Raw genomic sequence first — 18,619 nt, forward strand, 5'->3', positions numbered from 1 at the left:
GTGCGTCCCCTCCTGCTCAGGAACACTCAGGCTTTCTTGCGTGCCGTCATCGCCCGCTGGATCAGGATGAACGCGCACAGCAGCACACCCGTGGCGATCTTCGTCCACCAGGAGCTGAGGGTGCCCTCGAACTGGATGATGCTCTTGATCAGGCCCAGGACGAGGACGCCGAACAGGGTGCCGACGACGTAGCCGGAGCCGCCCGTGAGCAGCGTGCCGCCGATGACGACCGCGGCGATCGCGTCGAGTTCCATGCCGGTGGCGTGCAGGGGGTCACCGGACTGGATGTAGAGGGTGAACAGCAGGCCCGCCAGGGCCGAGCAGAAGCCGGACACCGTGTAGACGGCGATCTTGGTGCCGCCCTGCGGGAGGCCCATCAGCATCGCGGACTGCTCGTTGCCGCCGATGGCGTACACCCGCCGGCCGAAGCGGCTGTAGTGGAGGACGTAGAACGCCGCGGCCAGGACCACCAGCGCGACGATCGCGCCGACGGAGAGGAAGCCCACGCCCAGTTGTGCCTGCGCCTGGGCCAGGCTGCTCACCGTCGAGTCGTCGATGGCGATGGACTCCTTGCTGATGACCAGACACAGGCCCCGGAAGAGGAAGAGGCCGGCCAGGGTCACGATGAAGGGCTGGATCTCGTAGTTCTGGATCACGTAGCCCATCAGGAAGCCGCCCAGGGCGCCCACGGCCAGGGCCAGGGGAATGACCGCCAGGATCGGCAGGCCCTGGCGTTCCACCAGCCAGGCCGTGAACATCGTGGTGAAGCCGATGACCGAGCCGACGGACAGGTCGATGCCGCCGGAGAGGATCACGAAGGTCGCACCGACGGCGGCCACCAGCAGGTAGCCGTTGTCGATGAAGAGGTTGAGGAAGACCTGCGGTTCACCGAAGCCGTAGTTCTGGTAGCGGCCCAGGCCCGTGATGTACATCGCGAGGAAGAGCACGGCGGTCACCAGGACGGGCAGGCGCCGGTCGGCGAGGAGCGCCGAGACCTTGGACGGGGACGCGGCTGCCGCGAGGCTGTCCTGGGACGGCGGGGTCTTGGTGGTCGCGGTCATCACGACACCTCCATCTTCGGGGCCGCGTCGGCGGGCGCGGCGGCGGTCTTCGCCGGGGCCGCGGGCGGCGTGCCGCCGCCGGTCGCGCCGGGCTTGGAGCCGAACCGGGCGCCGAAGACCTTCGCGCGGAACTTCGGGGACTGGAGCAGGCAGACGACGATGACGACGGCGGCCTTGAAGACCAGGTTGGTCTGGGTGGGCACGCCGATCGTGTAGATCGTCGTGGTGAGGGTCTGGATGACCAGGGCGCCGACGACCGTGCCGCCGATGGAGAACCGGCCGCCCAGCAGCGAGGTGCCGCCGATCACCACGGCGAGGATCGCGTCCAGCTCGATCCACAGGCCGGCGTTGTTGCCGTCCGCGGCCGAGGTGTTGGAGCTGATCATCAGGCCCGCGATGCCCGCGCACAGGGCGCAGAAGACGTAGACCATGATCTTGATGCGCATGGAGCGGATGCCGACCAGACGGCTGGCCTCGGCGTTGCCGCCGACCGACTCGACGAGGAGGCCGAGGGCAGTCCTGCGGGTCAGGGCCACCGTGATGGCGACGACCGCCGCGACGACGAAGATCGAGAAGGGCAGCGTCAGCCAGTAGCCGCCGCCGATCAGCTTGTACGGCTCGCTGTTGATGGTGATGATCTGGCCGTCGGTGATCAGCTGGGCGACGCCCCGGCCGGCGACCATGATGATGAGGGTCGCGATGATGGGCTGGATGCCCATCCGGGCCACCAGGAAGCCGTTCCACAGGCCGCAGACCACGGCCGCCACCAGGCCGATGCCCATGGCCAGGAAGACCCCCGACAGCGCGTTCTGGTCGGCCTGGTCGCTGATGTACGAGCAGGTCAGCGCGCCGGTGATGGCGACGACCGCGCCCACGGAGAGGTCGATGCCGCCGGTGGCGATGACCAGGGTCATGCCGACCGCCACCAGGATCAGGGGCGAGCCGAACAGCACGATCGAGACGAGGCTGCCGTAGAGGTGCCCGCCGGTCATCTTGATCGCGAAGAAGTCGGGCGTGAAGGGGACGTTGACGAGCAGCAGGGCCACCAGGACCGCGACCGGCCAGAAGAGGTGGTGGTGCGTCAGCGCCCGCCAGCGGGCCGCCGTGCCGGTCGTGGCCGTCGTCGCCACGGGTGGGGTGCTCACTGGTGTTCTCCGCTCGCGATGGTCTCCAGGATCCGACTGGTGGTGATCTCCGGCCCGTTGGTGAGCTTCGCCACCAGCTTGCGGTCGCGCAGCACGCCGATGGTGTGGCTGAGGCGCAGGACCTCCTCCAGCTCGGCCGCGATGTAGAGCACGGACATGCCGTCCTCGGAGAGGGACACCACGAGCTTCTGGATCTCGGCCTTGGCGCCGACGTCGATGCCGCGGGTGGGCTCGTCGAGGATCAGCAGCTTCGGCTGGGTGATCAGCCAGCGGGCGAGCAGCACCTTCTGCTGGTTGCCGCCGCTGAGCTGGCCGACGCGGGCCTCGGGGTTGGCGGGCCGGATGTCGAGGGCCTTGATGTACTTGGCGACCAGTTCGTCGCGCTGGGCGGCCGGGATGGGCCGGGTCCAGCCGCGGGACGCCTGGAGAGCCAGGATGATGTTCTCCCGGACCGTCAGATCGGGGACCAGGCCCTCGGCCTTGCGGTTCTCCGAGCAGAACGCGACCCCGGCGCCGATGGCGTCGTTCGGGGCGTGCATCGGGACCTGCTTGCCGCCCACGGTGACCTTGCCGCTGTCGGGCTGGTCGGCGCCGAAGAGCAGCCGGGCGAGTTCGGTGCGGCCGGAGCCGAGCAGTCCGGCGAGGCCCACGACCTCGCCCTTCTTGATGTCCAGGTCGAAGGGGGCGATCCCGCCCGTGCGGCCGAGTCCCTCGGCGTGCAGCAGGGTCTCGCCGACGTCGGCGTGCAGCTGCTGCTCGTGCAGTTCCTCCAGCTGGTCCAGGTCCTTGCCGATCATCAGCTGGATGAGGCCGACCTGGTCGAGTTCGCTGACCATGTGCTCGCCGACGAGAGTGCCGTTGCGCAGGACGGTCATGCGGTCGCAGATCTCGTAGATCTGGTCGAGGAAGTGCGAGACGAAGAGGATCGCCACGCCGTCGTCCTTCAACCGCCGCATCAGGCGGAAGAGTTCGAGGACCTCGTCGCGGTCGAGGCTGGACGTCGGCTCGTCGAGGACGAGGACCTTGGTGCCCTTGCCCTCCTCACCGCCGGTGCCCACCGACCGTACGATCGCGACCAGCTGCTGCACGGCCAGCGGGTACGAGGACAGCGGGGCCGTCACGTCGATGTCGAGGCCGAGCCGGTCGACCAGCTCCGCGGCCTCCTGGCGCAGCCGCTTCCACTGGATGCGGCCGTAGCGGGTGGGTTCGCGGCCGATGAAGATGTTCTCCGCCACCGACAGGTTGGGGCAGAGGTTGACCTCCTGGTAGACCGTGTTGATCCCGGCCTGCTGCGCCTGCAGCGGGCTGGCGAACCGCACGGACTCGCCGTCGAGGGTGATCGTTCCGCCGTCCAGGGTGTAGACCCCGGTGAGCACCTTGATCAGGGTGGACTTGCCGGCGCCGTTCTCGCCCATCAGAGCGTGTATCTCGCCGGGGAAGAGCCGGAAGTCGACGCCCGACAGAGCCCGTACCCCCGGAAACTCTTTGACAATGCCCGTCATCTCCAGGACGGGCAGCGGCTCTGCCATGGCAGCGCTCCTCATGGAATTCATCGAAGTCGTCCAGGCCCGCAGGGAGCCCCGGGACCGGGGGGCCGGTCCGACGGGGACTCCCTGCCGGTGGGGTGGGTCAGTACTTGCGGGTGGGAAGGGCGTCCTTGGCCTGGTCCTGCATGAAGTCGCTCTCCTTGGTCTTGATCCAGCGCTCGACCTTCTCGCCGTTCTTGACCTTCTCCACGACCTCCATCAGCTGGGGGCCGAGCAGCGGGTTGCACTCCACGATGGCGTTGATCTTGCCCTCGGACATCGCGATGAAGCCGTCCTTCACGCCGTCGACCGTGACGATCAGGATGTCCTTGCCGGGCTTCTTGCCGGCCGCCTCGATGGCCTGGATGGCACCGATACCCATGTCGTCGTTGTGCGCGAACAGCACGTCGATGTCCGGGTTGGACTGCAGGAAGGCCGCCATGACCTGCTTGCCGCCGGCGCGGGTGAAGTCGCCGGTCTGGCTGACGACGATCTTCCAGTCGTCCTTGTGCTCGGCGTCCATGACCTCCTTGAAGCCCTTGGCGCGCTCGATCGCGGGGGCGGCACCGGTGGTGCCCTCCAGCTGGGCGATCTTCACGTTGCCCTTGTGGCCGGCCTTCTCCAGGACCTTCTCCAGGATCTTGGCGGCGCGGCGGCCCTCGTCGGTGAAGTCGGAGCCGACCAGGGTGACGAACAGCGACTCGTCGGAGGTCTCGACGGAGCGGTCGGTCAGGACGACCGGGATCTTCTTGGCCTTGGCCTCCTTCAGCACCGCGTCCCAGCCGGTGACGACCACCGGGGAGAAGGCGATGACGTCCACGCCCTGGGTGATGTAGCTGCGGATCGCGGAGATCTGGTTCTCCTGCTTCTGCTGCGCGTCGGAGAACTTGAGGTTGTAACCCGCCTCCTTGGCCGCCGACTTCACCGAGTCGGTGTTGGCGCTGCGCCAGCCGCTCTCCGAGCCGACCTGGGAGAAGCCGAGGGTGATCTTCTTGCTGTCGCCACCGCCGGAGCCGGAGCCACCGGAGGAGCTGTCCTCCTTGGCGCAGGCCGCGAGGCCCGTCGCAGCCGCCACTCCGACCGCCGCGGTGAGGAAGTTACGTCTGTTGAGCATGTCTTCTCCTTTGAAGAGCCGGTCCGGGAACGGACCGTTGGTACTCGTGGTGGACCGGCCGCACTGCGTCCAACCTGTCGATCATTGTTCGAAATGTCGGCCACACTGAGGGATGAAAAGCGTTCGGTCGTTCGATGCCGCGTCAGCCCGGCGGGGGCAGGTACGGGAAGGTGCTGGCGCGGACGACGAGTTGGGGTTCGATGGCGATGGAGGACGGTCCGGCGGGGGGCCGCCCCTCGATCAGGTCGAGCAGCAGGGCGATGCTCCGCTGGCCCACCGTCGCGAAGTCCTGCCGGACGGTGGTGAGCGGTGGGGCGAAGAACTCCGACTCCGGGATGTCGTCGAAGCCGACCACCGCCACGTCCTGCGGCGTGCGTACGCCCGCCTCCCGCAGCGCGCGCAACACCCCCAGCGCCATCTGGTCGTTGGCGACGAAGACCGCGGTCAGCCCCCGGCCCACCCAGCCGGCCAGTTCCTGGCCCGCCCGGTAGCCCGACAGCGGGCTCCAGTCCCCGCGCAACGGCTGCGGCGGTTCGATGCCCGCCTCTTCGAGGGTGGCCCGCCAGCCGGCGGTCCGGTCCGCCGCCTCCTGCCAGTCCTCGGGTCCGGCGAGGTGCCAGACCTTGCGGTGCCCCGCGGCGAGCAGATGGCCGGTGGCCAGCCGCGCGCCCAGTTCCTGGTCCACGTTGACGCTGGGGACCTCCGAGCCCGAGCCGGTGCCCACGGCCACCACCGGGGAGGGGAGCCGTAGTTCGGCGAGGGCCGCGACCGCCGACCGCTGCGGGGCGAGAGCGATCACTCCGTCCACGCCGCCGTCGCTGAGGCGGTCGACCGCCTCGGAGAGTGTCTCCACGGTCAGTTCGCGCAGACTGACCGTCGAGACGAGGTACCCCTCGGCCAGGGCCGCCTCCTCCAGCGCGAACAGCGTGCTGGCCGGCCCGTAGAGCGTGGTGTTGGAGGCGACCACGCCCAGCGTCTGGGTGCGCCGGGTCACCAGGGCCCGTGCGGAGGAGTTGCGACGGTAGCCCATCTCCTCGATCGCGCGCTGCACCCTGGTCCGGGTCTCGTCCCGCACGTTGGGGTGGTCCCCCAGGACGCGCGAGACGGTCTGGTGGGAGACACCGGCCTGACGTGCCACGTCGGCCATGGTGGGCGGCCGGAGCTGCGAGTAAGTCACGGCCACACCTCCTCGGCGGTCGACGGTGGACGGGGTCCTGTGCTGCGGGTGGTTCGGTGCTGCGGGTAAGTCCTGTGGTGGCGACGGTTCCCGCGCCACGGACGGGCCCTGTGCGGCGGGCGGATGGTTCCGCGCCGTCGGCTTCACGCCGGGGTCCCGGAAAACCCCAGGTCAGCCGCGGGTAATGCGAGTTGGGACGGTGCCGGCAAGACGCTCGTACCTCCTCGGATGCCCTGGGGCGTCGACTGGTGAATGCGGAGGTCATTGTGAGCGCTAACAATTCATGCCGGTCAAGAGGGCTGCGTCAGGGAAGTCGTTACGGTTGCGTAACGCGACCGTCCGCGGGGCCCTCGGAGAGGGCGGCCGGGGCATGCCGGAGCCCCCGGGCACGGACTCCAACCCGGGGGCTCTGACCTGCACGTTCTCCCTACGAGCACCACCACAGGAACTGCTTGCACGTCGCCGAGGGACTGGGTTGCGGGGCGGTTTCGTCCGCGGTCGGTTCGGCGGTCGGGTCGTCGGCGTCCTCGGGGTCCGGGGTCGGATTTCCGGCCGGAGGGGCGGGGCTCACCGTCGCGTTGGACGCCGAGCGGTCCGCAGGCTTGTCGTCGTCCTCATCGGCGTCCTCGTCCTTGGATTTTCCCGACTCGGAGGCGGACGGAGAGGGCGACTTGTCCGGCTTCTTCCTGCCCTTCTCGGTGTCGGCCGGCCCGACCGGACCCTCGCCGGCCTCCTCGGCGCCGTCCGCCGAGGCCGACGGGGAGGCGTCGGAGACGTCGTCGACGGAGGCCGCGCGCGGCTCCTTCGGCGGCGCCTCCATGCCTAGTTCAGCGAGGCTCAGTCCGCCGGCGGCGAGCAGCAGACCGGCCCCGACCATCAGCACCCGCCGACGTCGGCGCCGGTGCGCGGCGGCCTTGCGGTCCCGCCGTCCGGCTCGCGCGTCCCGCCCGCGGCCACGCCCCCGGGACCGGCCGGGAGGCCCGTCGGCCTCCGGGTCGTCACCCTCGGTGACCTGCTCGGACGCGCCGGCGTGTCCGTCCACGTCCGGGGCCTGCCGCGCGGCACGCGCACCGCGACCGCGGCCCCGGGCGCGGCGTCCGCCCGGACTCACGGGGGCGGCTTCGGCGTGCCCGAAAGGACTCTCGTGCGGGTCCGCGGTCGTGTCGTCCCCGGCGGACAGGGCGTCCGGATGGGTGCGGCACTCTTCGGCCGACGCGCCGCACCCCGAGCAGGAGAGGGCGCCATTGAGGTGCCGTTGGCACGGGTGGCAGTAATCCATGACGCCGGAAGATTATGTTCCGCACCGGTGACGTTCCCGGGTGGGCCCGTGAAAGTTGTGTAGGAACCTCGTGGACCGGGGTGTCGCGGCGAGATGATCGGCCCTATTTGCCCGCTGTCCGCGCCTTCGGCCCCCTCGACCCGGAACCGTTGTGCGTTCGACCCATTGACACTCAGACCGGGTCGTCCTTACTGTCGCGATCAGCATTTCGAACGAGCGACGAAATTTCGAACAGACCACAAAGGACAGGGAGTACCGTGCGCATCACGGGAATCAGCACGCACGTGGTCGGGACGCCGTGGCGGAACCTGACCTACGTACAGGTGCACACCGACGAGGGGCTCACCGGCGTCGGCGAGACCCGCATGCTGGGCCACACCGACGCGCTGCTCGGCTATCTGCACGAGGCACAGACCAATCACATTCTCGGGTCGGACCCGTTCGCTGTCGAGGACCTCGTCAAGCGGATGAAGTACGGCGACTACGGCCGGGCCGGCGAGATCGTGATGTCGGGCATCGCCGTCATCGAGATGGCCTGCTGGGACATCAAGGGCAAGGCCCTCGGCGTGCCCGTCTGGCAGCTGCTGGGCGGCAAGGTCACCGACAAGGTCAAGGCGTACGCCAACGGCTGGTACACCACCGAGCGCACACCGGAGGCTTACCACAAGGCGGCGCAGGGCGTCATGGAGCGCGGCTACAAGGCGCTCAAGATCGACCCCTTCGGGACCGGCCACTTCGAGCTGGACCACGAGCAGAGCCTGTACGCCGTCTCGCTGATCGAGGCCGTGCGCGACGCCATCGGCCCGGACGCCGAGCTGATGCTGGAGATGCACGGCCGGTTCTCGCCCTCCACCGCCGTCCGTCTCGCCAAGGACCTGGCGCCCTTCAAGCCCGCGTGGCTGGAGGAGCCGTGCCCGCCGGAGAACCTGAAGGCGCTGGAGAAGGTCGCCGCCAAGGTCGACATCCCGGTGGCCACGGGTGAGCGCATCCACGACCGGATCGAGTTCCGGGAGCTCTTCGAGAGCCAGGCCGTGGACATCATCCAGCCCGACGTCGGCCACATCGGCGGCATCTGGGAGACCCGCAAGCTGGCCGCCACCGCCGAGACCCACTACACGCTGGTCGCGCCGCACAACGTGGGCGGTCCGGTGCTGACGGCGGCCTCGCTGCAGGTGGGCTTCACCGCCCCGAACTTCAAGATCCTTGAGCACTTCAACGACTTCGCGGACGCGGAGATCAAGAAGGTCGTCTCGGGGGCCCCGGAGGTCGTGGACGGCTACTTCCACCTGTCCGACAAGCCCGGCCTCGGCGTCGAGCTGGACGTGGACGCGGCGGCGGAGTTCCCGCAGCAGCAGGCCCGCTTCGACCTCTGGGCCGAGGGCTGGGAGCAGCGCAAGCCCAAGGGCAGCCAGTGACCGCCTCGCCCGACGCGGCCGACGCCGGTTCACCGGCCACCGCCGTCGTCATCGAGGCACCGGGCGAGCACCGGCTGGTGCCGCACGAGCCCCGGCAGCCGGCGGCCGGCGAGGCCCTGGTCCGGGTGCACGCCTCCGGGATCTGCGGCAGCGACCGCGAGGTCTTCCAGGGCAACAGGCCGGAGGGGTACGTCCGTTACCCCCTCACACCGGGCCACGAGTGGTCCGGGACGGTCACGGCGGTCGGTGACGGTGTTCCTTCAAGTCTTGTAGGCCGTAAGGTCGTTGGCGAGGGCTTCCGGAACTGCCAGGTGTGCGACCGCTGTCACGCGGGCGAGACCACGCTGTGCTCGGCGGGGTACGAGGAGACCGGGTTCACCCAGCCCGGCGCGATGGCCACGACCCTCACCCTCCCCGCCCGCCTGCTGCACGTCCTCCCGGACGACGCGGACCTGTCGGCGGCGGCGCTGCTGGAGCCGGCCGCGTGCATCGCGGCCGCCGCGCTCAAGGCGAACGCCGTCCCTGGCGAGCGGGTGGCCGTGGTCGGCACGGGAACGCTCGGCATGTTCGCCGTTCAGTTCCTGAAGGCGGCGTCCCCGGCCGAGCTGCTCGTCGTGGGCACCCGGCCGGACCGGGCGGAGCTGTCGAAGCGGTTCGGGGCCACGGACTTCCGTACCAAGGACCAGGAACTGCCGGGCGACTTCGACGTCGTCATCGAGACCGCCGGGTCCGCGGACGCGGCGCGCACCGCCGCCGCCCTGCTGCGGCGCGGCGGGCGGCTGGTACTGACCGGCATCCCGGCGGCGGGCGCGGACGGGCTCGACCCGACCGATCTCGTCGTACGGCAGCTGGAGGTGCACACGGTGTTCGGTGCGGCGCCGGACGCCTGGGCCCACACCGTGCGGGTCTTCGGGGCCGGGCTGCTGGACCCGCTGCCGCTCGTCACGCACGAGCTGCCGCTGGAGCAGTTCCCGCAGGCCATCGAGCTGGTGGGGTCCGGCGACCCGACCGTCGGAAAGGTCCTGCTGCGGCCATGACACACCCCTGAGCCGTGCGCCGGTGCGGGGTACCTGACGACTTCGCACCGGCGCACACCCAAGAGCTTTGTGCACCAAGAGCCGCGAACCTTGTCCGAAATATCGAACATGAAGGACAGCTTGTGACCGACACCACCGCTCCGGCGCCGCGCCGACCCGGCGAGCAGGCCCTCGCCGCGCTCGGGCTGAACGCACCCGCCCTCGACCCTTCCGACGCCTCCCCGCACTCCTTCCCCGGCGGCGGCCGCTGGCGCACCGAGGTGCCCTCCGTCGAGGGCCCCGAGGCACTCGGCGTGGTCCTCAAGGAAGCCTCGCGGCTCGACGTGCCGATCCACCGGATCAGCCAGGGCAGCGGCGTGTGGATGCTCACCGACGCCGAGATCACCGAGATGGTGGAGGCGACGGCCGAGCGCGACATCGAGCTCTGCCTGTTCACCGGCCCGCGTGGCACCTGGGACATCGGCGGCTCCACCCGTACCGACTCCAAGGGCGGCGGTCTGCGGGCCCGCGGCCACGACGCGGTGGCCGGGTGCGTCGAGGACGCCGTGCGCGCGACCGAGCTGGGCGTGAAGTGCCTCCTCGTCGCCGACGAGGGCGTGCTGTGGACGCTGCACCGGGCGCGGGTGGAGGGGATCATCCCGGCCGACACGACCTTCAAGGTGTCGGCGCTGATCGGACCGGTGAACCCGACCGCGTACGCCGTGTACGAGAACCTCGGCGGCGACTCGATCAACGTGCCGAGCGATCTGACGCTCGATCACCTCACCGAGATCCGGCGGGTGTCCGGCGCTCCCATGGACATGTACATCGAGGCGCCCGACGACCTCGGCGGCTATGTGAGGATGTACGAGGTCGCCGAGCTGATCCGGCGCGGCGCACCGATCTACCTGAAGTTCGGCCTGTCGAAGGCCCCCGGGATCTACCCCTACGGGCACCACATGCGGGACCTCACCCTGTCCACGGCCAAGGAACGCGTACGGCGCGGCCGACTGGCCCTGGACCTTCTGGCGCGCCACGGAGCGGACGGCGACATGGCTCCGCTCGGTACCCGTTTGCCCGGAGATCTGAAGCGGTTCGGAAATCCCTCATAACGAAGCGGACAACTGGCTTCACAGAAGAAGACGCAGTCACACAGAATCCCCCACATCTCCTCTGGCTCCTTTCGGCTCATGAAGTGCCGTCCACGCCAGAACGTACAGAGCCTTCAAGACATCAAGGATGATGATCATGCGCACTCGCCGAGCCGCACTCGCCGCCATAGCCTCCACCGCCTCCCTCGCCCTCACCCTGACCGCCTGTGGTCAGAGCGGTGAGGGTGGCAGCGAGGACAAGGGCGGCAGCACCGAGGGCGCCACCATCGGCATCGCGATGCCGACCAAGTCCTCCGAGCGCTGGATCGCCGACGGCAAGAACGTCGTGACCAACCTCGAGAAGATGGGCTACAAGACCAAGCTGGTCTACGGCGAGGACGACCCGGACCAGCAGGTCGGCCAGATCGAGAACCTGATCACGCAGGGTGTGAAGGCCCTCATCGTCGCCGCCATCGACAACAAGTCGATGAACAACGTGCTCCAGCAGGCCGCCGACGCCGACATCCCGGTCATCTCCTACGACCGCCTGATCCTCGGCACGAAGAACGTCGACTACTACGCGTCCTTCGACAACGAGAAGGTCGGCGAGCTCCAGGGCAACTACATCCTGGAGAAGCTCGGCCTGAAGGACGGCTCCAAGAAGGGCCCCTTCAACATCGAGCTGTTCGCCGGCTCCAACGACGACAACAACACCCGCTACTTCTTCCAGGGCGCCATGAACGTCCTGCAGCCCTACATCGACAAGAAGCAGCTCGTCGTCAAGTCCGGCCAGACCCAGCTGAACCAGGTCACCACCCTTCGCTGGGACGGCGGCACCGCCCAGAAGCGCATGGACGACATCCTGACCTCGGCGTACAAGAGCGACCCGGTGGACGCCGTCCTCTCCCCGTACGACGGCATCTCCATCGGCATCCTGTCCGCGCTGAAGTCGGACGACTACGGCTCCAAGAGCAAGCCGCTGCCGATCGTCACCGGCCAGGACGCCGAGGTCGCCTCGGTGAAGTCGATCATCGCGGGCGACCAGTCGATGACCGTCTACAAGGACACCCGTGAGCTGGCCAAGGTCGCCTCGAACATGGTCGACGCGCTGCTGAACGACAAGAAGCCCGAGGTCAACGACACCAAGACCTACGACAACGGCTCGAAGGTCGTCCCCGCCTACCTGCTGGAGCCGGTCAGCGTCGACAAGTCGAACTACAAGGAGACCGTCGTCGACTCCGGCTACATCAAGGAGAGCGACCTCAAGTAGTACGACGGCTTCCCCGACCGACCACTGATTGGAAGGCACGACCATGGCGGGACCCGTCCTGGAAATGCGCTCGATCGTCAAGACCTTTCCCGGCGTCAAAGCGCTGTCGGACGTCACACTGACCGTCCAGCAGGGCGAGGTCCATGCCATCTGCGGCGAGAACGGCGCCGGCAAGTCGACCCTCATGAAGGTCCTCTCCGGCGTCCACCCGCACGGCAGCTACGACGGCGACATCCTCTTCGAGGGTGAGCCCTGCGAGTTCAAGGACATCAGGGCCAGCGAGCAGCGCGGCATCGTCATCATCCACCAGGAGCTGGCGCTGTCGCCGTACCTCTCCCTCGCGGAGAACATCTTCCTCGGCAACGAGCACGCCCGGGGCGGGTTCATCGACTGGCGGGAGACGCTGCGGCACGCCACCGAACTGCTGCGCCGGGTGGGGCTCTCCGACCACCCGGACACCCGCGTCGCCGACATCGGCGTGGGCAAGCAGCAGCTCGTGGAGATCGCCAAGGCGCTCTCGAAGAAGGTGAAGCTCCTCATCCTGGACGAGCCGACGGCCGCCCTGAACGACGAGGACAGCGACAAACTCCTGGATCTCATCCTGGAGTTGAAGAAGCAGGGCATCACCTCGATCATCATTTCCCACAAGCTGAACGAGATCCGCAAGGTCGCCGACTCGGTGACGATCATCCGCGACGGCCAGACCATCGAGACCCTCGACGTGAAGGCCGCGGAGACCACCGAGGACCGGATCATCAGCGGCATGGTGGGGCGCGACCTGGAGCACCGCTTCCCGGAGCGCACCCCGCACGAGCCGGAGCAGGGCGCCTCGCCCGCCCTGGAGATCCGCAACTGGACCGTGCACCACCCGATCGACCAGCAGCGCAAGGTCGTCGACGACGTGTCGGTCCAGGTGCGGCGCGGTGAGATCGTCGGCATCGCGGGCCTCATGGGCGCCGGCCGTACGGAACTGGCGATGAGCGTCTTCGGCCGCACCTACGGCCGCTACAGCGGCGGCACGGTCCTCAAGGACGGCAAGGAGATCCGTACCAGGACCGTCCCCGAGGCGGTTGACAACGGTATCGCCTACGTCACCGAGGACCGCAAGCACTACGGTCTCAACCTCATCGACACCATCAACCGCAACATCTCGCTCAGTGCGCTGGGCAAGGTCGCCAAGGCCGGGGTGGTCGACGAGCACGAGGAGCGCAAGGTCGCCGAGCGCTTCCGCACCTCCATGAACATCAAGGCGCCGACCGTCTTCGAGCCGGTGGGCAAGCTGTCCGGCGGCAACCAGCAGAAGGTCGTCCTCAGCAAGTGGATCTTCGCGGGTCCCGATGTGCTGATCCTGGACGAGCCGACCCGCGGGATCGACGTCGGCGCCAAGTACGAGATCTACACGGTCATCGACAAGCTGGCGGCGGAGGGCAAGGCGGTCGTCTTCATCTCCTCCGAGCTGCCGGAACTGCTCGGGATGTGCGACCGCATCTACACGATGGCCGCAGGAAGGCTGACGGGTGAGTTCTCGCGTGCCGAGGCCACGCAGGAATCGCTGATGCGTCAGATGACGAAGGACAAAGAGGTAACCCGATGAGCACCGATGTGACCGCCAAGAGCCCGGCCCCCGCGCCGCCCGGCAAGAGCGGGACGGCGGCCGGCGGCGGCCTGCTCCAGCTGGTACTGGACGGCATGCGCCGCAACATGCGGCAGTACGGCATGCTGATCGCCCTCGGCCTGATCGTGGCGTTGTTCGCGGTGTGGACCGACGGTGACCTGCTGCTGCCGCGCAACGTCTCCAACCTGGTGCTGCAGAACAGCTACATCCTGATCCTCGCGATCGGCATGATGCTGGTCATCATCGCGGGCCACATCGACCTGTCCGTGGGCTCCCTGACCGCGTTCATCGGCTCGATGGCCGCCGTCTTCATGGTCGACAACGACCTGCCGTGGCCGCTGGCCGTGCTGCTGTGTCTGGCCGTGGGCGCCGCCGCGGGTGCCGCGCAGGGCTTCTTCATCGCGTATCTCGGCATACCGTCGTTCATCGTGACCCTCGCGGGCATGCTCGTCTTCCGCGGTCTCACCGAGATCTTCCTCAAGGGCCAGACCCTCGGCCCGTTCCCGGAGGGCCTGCAGAAGGTCGCCAACGGCTTCCTCCCCGAGGTCGGCCCGGAGACCAACTACCACAACCTGACGCTGCTGCTGGGCTTCGCCGTCATCGCCTTCGTGGTCCTCCAGGAGTTCCGCGACCGGCGCCGGCAGCAGGAGTTCGCGCTCGACGTGCCGCCGATGAACCTGTTCGTCCTCAAGCTCGTCGCGATCTCCGCCGCCCTGCTCACCGTCACCATGCTGCTCGCCAGCTACAAGGGCGCCCCGATCGTCCTGCTGATCCTCGGCGCGCTGGTCGTCGGCTTCGGTTACGTGATGCGCAACGCGATCATCGGCCGCCACATCTACGCCATCGGCGGCAACCTGCCCGCCGCCAAGCTGTCCGGCGTGAAGGACAAGAAGGTCACCTTCCTGATCTTCCTGAACATGGGCATGATGGCCGCGCTGGCCGGTCTGGTCTTCGCCGCCCGCTTCAACGCGGCGTCCCCGAAGGCGGGCCTCAACTTCGAGCTGGAGGCCATCGCGGCCTCGTTCATCGGCGGCGCGTCGATGAGCGGCGGCGTCGGCACCGTCCTCGGCGCGATCATCGGTGGTGTCGTCCTCGGTGTCCTCAACAACGGTATGAACCTCGTCGGCATCGGCACCGACTGGCAGCAGGTCATCAAGGGCCTCGTCCTGCTGGCGGCCGTCGGATTCGACGTGTGGAACAAGCGCAAGGGCGGCAACTGACCGCACCGCAAGGGGGCCTCGCCGAAACGGCGGGGCCCCTTTCCCATGGGAGAAAGGCGGGACGTCACCCGTGAAGGAACTCTTCGGCAAGCTCGCCGACGGCACCGAGATCCACCGCTGGTCGCTGGAGAACGGCGGCACCCGTCTCAGGGTCCTGTCCTACGGCGGGATCGTGCAGTCCCTGGAGACCCCGGACCGCGACGGCCGGTACGCGAACATCTCGCTGAACTTCGACAGCATCGAGGACTACGTCGCCGGATCGCCCTACTTCGGCGCGCTGATCGGCCGCTACGGCAACCGGATCGGCGCCGGGCGCTTCACGCTGGACGGCGAGACCCACGAACTCCCCGCCAACGACGGCGCGAACAGCCTGCACGGCGGGACGCACGGCTTCGACCGCGCCGTGTGGGACGTCGAGCCGTTCACGGACGGCCCGGACGTGGGTCTGCGGCTGTCGTACACCAGCCCCGACGGCGAGATGGGCTACCCCGGCACCCTGACCGTCCAGGTCCTCTACACACTCACCGAGCGGGGCGAGTGGCGGATCGACTACACGGCGACCACGGACCGGACCACCGTCGTCAACCTCACCCACCACGTGTACTGGAACCTCGCGGGCGAGGGCAGCGGCCCGGTCCACGACCACCGGCTGACCATCCCCGCCGCCCGCTACACCCCGGTCGACTCCGGCCTGATCCCCCTCGGCGAACCGGCCGAGGTCGCGGGCACCCCCTTCGACTTCCGCACGGACAAGGCGGTCGGCGACGACCTGCGCAGGGCCGATCCGCAGCTGCTGCACGCCAAGGGGTTCGATCACAACTGGGTCCTGGACAAGGGCGTCACGGCCGAGCCGGAATGGGCCGCCACCCTCACCGACCCGGCGTCCGGCCGCATCCTGCGGATCTCCACGACCGAGCCGGGGCTGCAGTTCTACTCCGGGAACTTCCTGGACGGCACGCTCGTGGGAGCCTCCGGGAGGAGCTACCGGCAGGGCGACGCGCTGTGCCTGGAGACCCAGCACTTCCCCGACTCGCCGAACCAGCCGTCGTACCCGTCGACCGTGCTGCGACCCGGGCAGACGTACCGGTCCACGACGGTCCACGCGTTCGGCTGACAGCGGCTCGACGGCGACCCCGGTGGCCTTTCACAGATCACTCACAAGTTCTTACCTGAATTTCAGCGGTTGAACGGAACCTCCCCGGCCTCCGTATGTAGGGGCGGCCCGTGCTCCCCCGCACGGGCCGCCCTTGGTCGTCGGGCCCGGTCGTCCCCAACGGGCCCGCCCCCTACGGAGGTTCCATGTCCGACAACGTCACCTCGTTGTTCCGCAGCACCGCGGCGCACAGCCCCTCGATGGCTGCGCTGACGCGTGAGGGCGGCGACGGGGTGGGGCCGGTGGACTTCTGTATCCCGTGCAATCCGTACTTCCCCACTCCCGCCATGTTCGACGACATGGCGAGCAGACTGCGCGACATCATCACGTACTACCCGAGCAGCGCCGACACCATCACGGCCGAGCTGTGCAATCTGCTCCAACTCCCGCCGCAGTGCGTGGCGATGGGCAACGGCTCGACCGAACTCATCACCTGGCTCGACCATCTGATGGTCCGTGAGTCCCTCGCCGTGCCCGTCCCCACCTTCGGCCGCTGGACCGACCAGCCGATGGAGACCGGCAAACGGGTCGACATGTTCCCGCTGCAGGAGTCCAGCGGCTTCGCCCTCGACCTCGCGCAGTACGCCGAGTTCATCCGGGCCCGGGGCACCCGGGTCGCCGTCATCTGCAACCCGAACAACCCCGACGGCGGCTTCCTGCACCGGCACGCGCTGGTGCAGTTCATGGACGCGATGGCCGACCTGGACCTGATCGTCATCGACGAGTCGTTCCTGGAGTTCGCCGACGCCGAGTCCGAGCCGTCCACGGTGCAGGACGCGGTCATGCGGCCCAACGTGGTCGTGCTGCGCAGCCTCGGCAAGAACTTCGGCCTGCACGGCATCCGCTTCGGCTACCTGGTCGCCAACCCGGCGCTCGCCGGCAAGGTCCGCTCGATGCTGCCGAAGTGGAACCTCAACTCCTTCGCCGAGCACGTGGTGTTCATGCTGAAGAACCACGGCCCCGAGTACATGGAGAGTCTGCACCAGGTCCGCCGCGACCGGTTGGACATGGCCCGCCAGCTCTCCGCCCTCCCCGGGCTGACGGTCTACCCGTCACAGGGGAACTTCCTCTTCGTGCGCCTGCCCGTGGGCGCCGAGGGCACCGTGGTCCGCGACCGGCTCCTCACCGAGCACCGGGTCCTGGTCCGCGAGTGCGGCAACAAGGTCGGCTCGTCCAGTCGCTTCCTGCGACTCGTGGTCCGGCCCCAGGTGGACGTGCGTCGCCTGGTGTCCGGCCTGGAGTCGGTTCTCTACGGGTCCAGGAGGGGAGCCGCCGTACCCGAGCTGGGCACCGGGACCAGCTACAGCTCGGGTACGGCGGCCGTGGACCGGCTGATGAGCGAGACCAACGGCACCGGGATGCACAACCTCGCGGCGCAGGCCATGAGCATGCCCGCCCCGGCGCCCGCGTCCTCCATGCAGTTCGCCTCCCCCGCGCCGGCGCCCGTCCCCGCCGCCGCGTCCATGCAGTTCGCCTCCCCCGCCCCGGCGCCCGTCCCCGCCGCCGCGTCCATGCAGTTCGCCTCCCCCGCGCCGACGCCCGTCCCCGCCGCCGCGTCCATGCAGTTCACCTCCCCCGCCCCGGCGCCCGCCGCGCCGATGCAGTTCCCGAACCCGGCACCCGCTGCGGCCCCGATGCCGGCTCCGATGCCGATGCCGGTTCCCGCGCAGGCCCCGATGCCCGCCGCACCGGCCGCCGCCATGCCGGTCCCCGGCCTGCAGCCCGTCGCCCAGACCGGCATGCCCGGCCTCGCGACCGCCGCCCAGGGCCGCCGCACGATGGGCGCGGCCCAGGGTCTGACCGCCGCCCAGGTACGCGGCCGCACCCAGCCGGACCCCCTGGAGGAGCCGCAGGGGTGGCCCGCGGCGGGGGCGGTCTACAACCAGGTGGGGTGAGCCCGGCTTCCTCCGGCTCCCCCTGACGGACCCCATGGGGCGACGCCCCCGACCGGCCTGTACGGGCCGCGGTCGGGGGCGTCGCCCTGTTGCCGTGCGACCGGGGCCGCCGGAGGGGCCGGAGGGGCCGGCCCGGCGACCCCGGTCGAGGGGGCGGCTCGCGTCAGTTCTGGTGGAGCCTGTTGCGGCCGGGGCCGCCGGAGAGGGTGTCGTCGCCCTTGCCGCCGTACAGGACGTCGTTGCCGCTGTTGCCGTAGAGCTTGTCGTTGCCGTCCTCGCCGTACAGCGCGTCGTCGCCCTTGCCGCCGTGGAGGGCGTCGCTCCCGGCCCGGCCGCGCAGGGTGTCGTTGCGGAGTCGCCGTACAGACCGTCGGAGTCGGCGCCGCCGGTGAGGGTGTGCCTGAACACGCGCGGAGCCGGTTTCATCCGGCGTTACCCCGCGGGAGTCCCGGAGTTCGCTCCGCGGCCACGCCTCGGACCTGGCTCTCCCGGGCCGGGTGAACGACGCTCGCGCCGGATCCGTACTCCCTGACGCCGGTGGGGCATCCCGGTCACCGCCGTCGGGCCGTCACACCGTCGGAATCAAAACGCAACGCCCCCGGCCCCGTGCGCGCCGGTGCGCGCCCTACGATCAAGCCCGTT

15 protein-coding genes are annotated in these 18,619 nt (G+C 69.2%); 8 read left to right on the forward strand and 7 right to left on the reverse strand.

What is annotated here, in order from left to right:
- Positions 1–26 precede the first annotated feature (26 nt).
- The 6 genes from yjfF to H4687_RS14810 all read right to left on the reverse strand — a co-directional run bounded on the left by yjfF (position 27) and on the right by H4687_RS14810 (position 7,302).
- Entirely contained in the window at positions 27–1,061 is a 1,035-nt protein-coding gene (gene yjfF, locus H4687_RS14785; protein WP_046914098.1) for a galactofuranose ABC transporter, permease protein YjfF, read from the reverse strand.
- Complete coding sequence (locus tag H4687_RS14790; RefSeq protein ID WP_046914097.1) at positions 1,061–2,191, reverse strand: ABC transporter permease; 1,131 nt, start codon at positions 2,189–2,191, stop codon at positions 1,061–1,063. Before H4687_RS14790 ends, yjfF begins: the two co-directional genes overlap by 1 nt.
- An 11-nt stretch (positions 2,192–2,202) precedes the next feature.
- Positions 2,203–3,735 carry a sugar ABC transporter ATP-binding protein gene (locus H4687_RS14795; RefSeq protein WP_037704431.1) on the reverse strand — a complete coding sequence of 511 codons (1,533 nt, stop codon included), beginning with the start codon at positions 3,733–3,735 and terminating at the stop codon, positions 2,203–2,205.
- A gap of 100 nt (positions 3,736–3,835) precedes the next feature.
- The gene (locus H4687_RS14800; protein ID WP_046914096.1) at positions 3,836–4,846 is read right to left on the reverse strand and encodes an ABC transporter substrate-binding protein; all 1,011 of its coding nucleotides are present in this window, start codon (positions 4,844–4,846) and stop codon (positions 3,836–3,838) included.
- Positions 4,847–4,988: 142 nt separating this feature from the next.
- A complete protein-coding gene (locus H4687_RS14805; protein WP_046914106.1) occupies positions 4,989–6,023 on the reverse strand; it encodes a LacI family DNA-binding transcriptional regulator in 1,035 nt (344 codons plus the stop codon).
- 427 nt (positions 6,024–6,450) lie between these two features.
- Positions 6,451–7,302 (reverse strand): SCO2400 family protein, encoded by an 852-nt coding sequence (locus H4687_RS14810; RefSeq protein ID WP_046914095.1) that lies wholly within the window; start codon positions 7,300–7,302, stop codon positions 6,451–6,453.
- A gap of 257 nt (positions 7,303–7,559) precedes the next feature.
- Between H4687_RS14810 and H4687_RS14815 the strand changes: the two genes are divergently transcribed.
- From H4687_RS14815 to H4687_RS14850, 8 genes are all read left to right on the forward strand, one after another.
- On the forward strand, positions 7,560–8,717 hold the full coding sequence (locus H4687_RS14815; protein ID WP_005478828.1) for a mandelate racemase/muconate lactonizing enzyme family protein: 1,158 nt from the start codon (positions 7,560–7,562) through the stop codon (positions 8,715–8,717).
- Positions 8,714–9,754 (forward strand): zinc-dependent alcohol dehydrogenase, encoded by a 1,041-nt coding sequence (locus H4687_RS14820; RefSeq protein WP_046914094.1) that lies wholly within the window; start codon positions 8,714–8,716, stop codon positions 9,752–9,754. Before H4687_RS14815 ends, H4687_RS14820 begins: the two co-directional genes overlap by 4 nt.
- A gap of 122 nt (positions 9,755–9,876) precedes the next feature.
- Positions 9,877–10,845 carry a hypothetical protein gene (locus tag H4687_RS14825; protein ID WP_005478839.1) on the forward strand — a complete coding sequence of 323 codons (969 nt, stop codon included), beginning with the start codon at positions 9,877–9,879 and terminating at the stop codon, positions 10,843–10,845.
- A gap of 136 nt (positions 10,846–10,981) precedes the next feature.
- Complete coding sequence (gene chvE / locus H4687_RS14830; RefSeq protein WP_179860129.1) at positions 10,982–12,094, forward strand: multiple monosaccharide ABC transporter substrate-binding protein; 1,113 nt, start codon at positions 10,982–10,984, stop codon at positions 12,092–12,094.
- Between the two features lie 43 nt (positions 12,095–12,137).
- Positions 12,138–13,688, forward strand: coding sequence for a multiple monosaccharide ABC transporter ATP-binding protein (gene mmsA / locus H4687_RS14835; protein ID WP_046914092.1), 1,551 nt, complete (start codon positions 12,138–12,140; stop codon positions 13,686–13,688).
- On the forward strand, positions 13,685–14,929 hold the full coding sequence (gene mmsB / locus H4687_RS14840) for a multiple monosaccharide ABC transporter permease (protein WP_046914091.1): 1,245 nt from the start codon (positions 13,685–13,687) through the stop codon (positions 14,927–14,929). Before mmsA ends, mmsB begins: the two co-directional genes overlap by 4 nt.
- 70 nt (positions 14,930–14,999) lie before the next feature.
- Positions 15,000–16,043, forward strand: coding sequence for an aldose epimerase family protein (locus H4687_RS14845; protein WP_046914090.1), 1,044 nt, complete (start codon positions 15,000–15,002; stop codon positions 16,041–16,043).
- Between the two features lie 185 nt (positions 16,044–16,228).
- A complete protein-coding gene (locus H4687_RS14850) occupies positions 16,229–17,977 on the forward strand; it encodes a pyridoxal phosphate-dependent aminotransferase (protein WP_050398268.1) in 1,749 nt (582 codons plus the stop codon).
- A gap of 163 nt (positions 17,978–18,140) precedes the next feature.
- Here H4687_RS14850 and H4687_RS14855 read toward each other — a convergent pair whose 3' ends face one another.
- Positions 18,141–18,317, reverse strand: a complete 177-nt coding sequence (locus H4687_RS14855; RefSeq protein WP_318787737.1) for a hypothetical protein — start codon at positions 18,315–18,317, stop codon at positions 18,141–18,143.
- Between the last annotated feature and the right edge of the window lie 302 nt (positions 18,318–18,619).

The organism is Streptomyces stelliscabiei (assembly GCF_014873495.1).
In the GTDB taxonomy this organism is placed as follows: domain Bacteria; phylum Actinomycetota; class Actinomycetes; order Streptomycetales; family Streptomycetaceae; genus Streptomyces; species Streptomyces bottropensis.

What these genes read in the sequence shown, in the direction of transcription:
- yjfF (WP_046914098.1), bottom strand. Translation starts at nt 1,061, where the DNA reads ATGACCGCGACCACCAAGACCCCGCCGTCCCAGGACAGCCTCGCGGCA.
- H4687_RS14795 (WP_037704431.1), bottom strand. Translation starts at nt 3,735, where the DNA reads ATGGCAGAGCCGCTGCCCGTCCTGGAGATGACGGGCATTGTCAAAGAG.
- H4687_RS14800 (WP_046914096.1), bottom strand. Translation starts at nt 4,846, where the DNA reads ATGCTCAACAGACGTAACTTCCTCACCGCGGCGGTCGGAGTGGCGGCT.
- H4687_RS14810 (WP_046914095.1), bottom strand. Translation starts at nt 7,302, where the DNA reads ATGGATTACTGCCACCCGTGCCAACGGCACCTCAATGGCGCCCTCTCC.
- chvE (WP_179860129.1), top strand. Translation starts at nt 10,982, where the DNA reads ATGCGCACTCGCCGAGCCGCACTCGCCGCCATAGCCTCCACCGCCTCC.
- mmsA (WP_046914092.1), top strand. Translation starts at nt 12,138, where the DNA reads ATGGCGGGACCCGTCCTGGAAATGCGCTCGATCGTCAAGACCTTTCCC.
- mmsB (WP_046914091.1), top strand. Translation starts at nt 13,685, where the DNA reads ATGAGCACCGATGTGACCGCCAAGAGCCCGGCCCCCGCGCCGCCCGGC.
- H4687_RS14850 (WP_050398268.1), top strand. Translation starts at nt 16,229, where the DNA reads ATGTCCGACAACGTCACCTCGTTGTTCCGCAGCACCGCGGCGCACAGC.